1 protein-coding gene is annotated in these 802 nt (G+C 53.1%); it reads left to right on the top strand.

What is annotated here, in order from left to right:
* Positions 1–17 precede the first annotated feature (17 nt).
* Positions 18–802 (top strand): porin (locus C7K08_RS15795; protein ID WP_206603896.1); only part of this gene is annotated, 785 nt, incomplete at its 3' end.

Below are 802 nucleotides of genomic sequence, written 5' to 3'. Positions count from 1 at the left end.
CTAAGTTCGTTCGTAACTTGGCTGCTTACACCACCAACAAAAACTATGTTGCTGATAAGAACGCCTTCACGTTCTCCCATGATGCTTACCTGAACTTCGATACCAGCTTCACTGGTAAAGATCAGTTCCAGTTCCGCATCCGCGCTAACAACACCTACGCATTCGCAGCCCGTGCTGCTGATCCAGCTGCTGCCCTCGCCTACGACGGTGCAACTGTTGAGTGGCCCAACAACTCCAGRACTGGCATCTTCATCGACAAGCTGTTCTACCGCTTCCCAGTTGGTGATTATGCAGTGGCTGCCGTTGGTACACGCTTAGCCCAAGAGGCAATYCTGCCTACCCGTGGTACCTACTACACCAAAGATGCTCTGCTTGAGTTCTTCAACAGCTCTGCTGGTGTATTCCCCTCCTACACCGGTACCGGCGTAGGTGTTGCCCTGGGCAAATTGGGTGCTAAAGGCTTCGGTATGAGTGGCGTGAGCTTCGGTATTGCMTACYTKGCWAACGAATCTGATGCTGTTGCACCTGATGCCTCCAACACCATGACCCAAGGTTGGTTTGGTGGTGATACCCGCTTCCGTTTGCCTGTTCAGCTTGCCTGGCAGAGCAAGGATAAGAAGTGGTTGGCTTCTGCTAACTACGCCTTTGAGCGCGGCAACAACTCCATGGGTCAAGTGGGTACTCAGTTAGCACTCACCCCCTTCATGTATGCCAGCCTCAACGAATCCAACCAGTTTGGTTTCACCCTGGCTTACCAGTGGTCTAAAGACTTCAGCATCACCGGCGCCTACGGCCACGCCTC

The sequence above is a fragment of the Synechococcus lacustris str. Tous genome (assembly GCF_003011125.1).
Classification (GTDB): Bacteria; Cyanobacteriota; Cyanobacteriia; order PCC-6307; family Cyanobiaceae; genus Synechococcus_D; species Synechococcus_D lacustris.
Note: the sequence above shows the minus strand (reverse complement) of the source record. Positions and strands in the feature narration are given on the sequence as shown.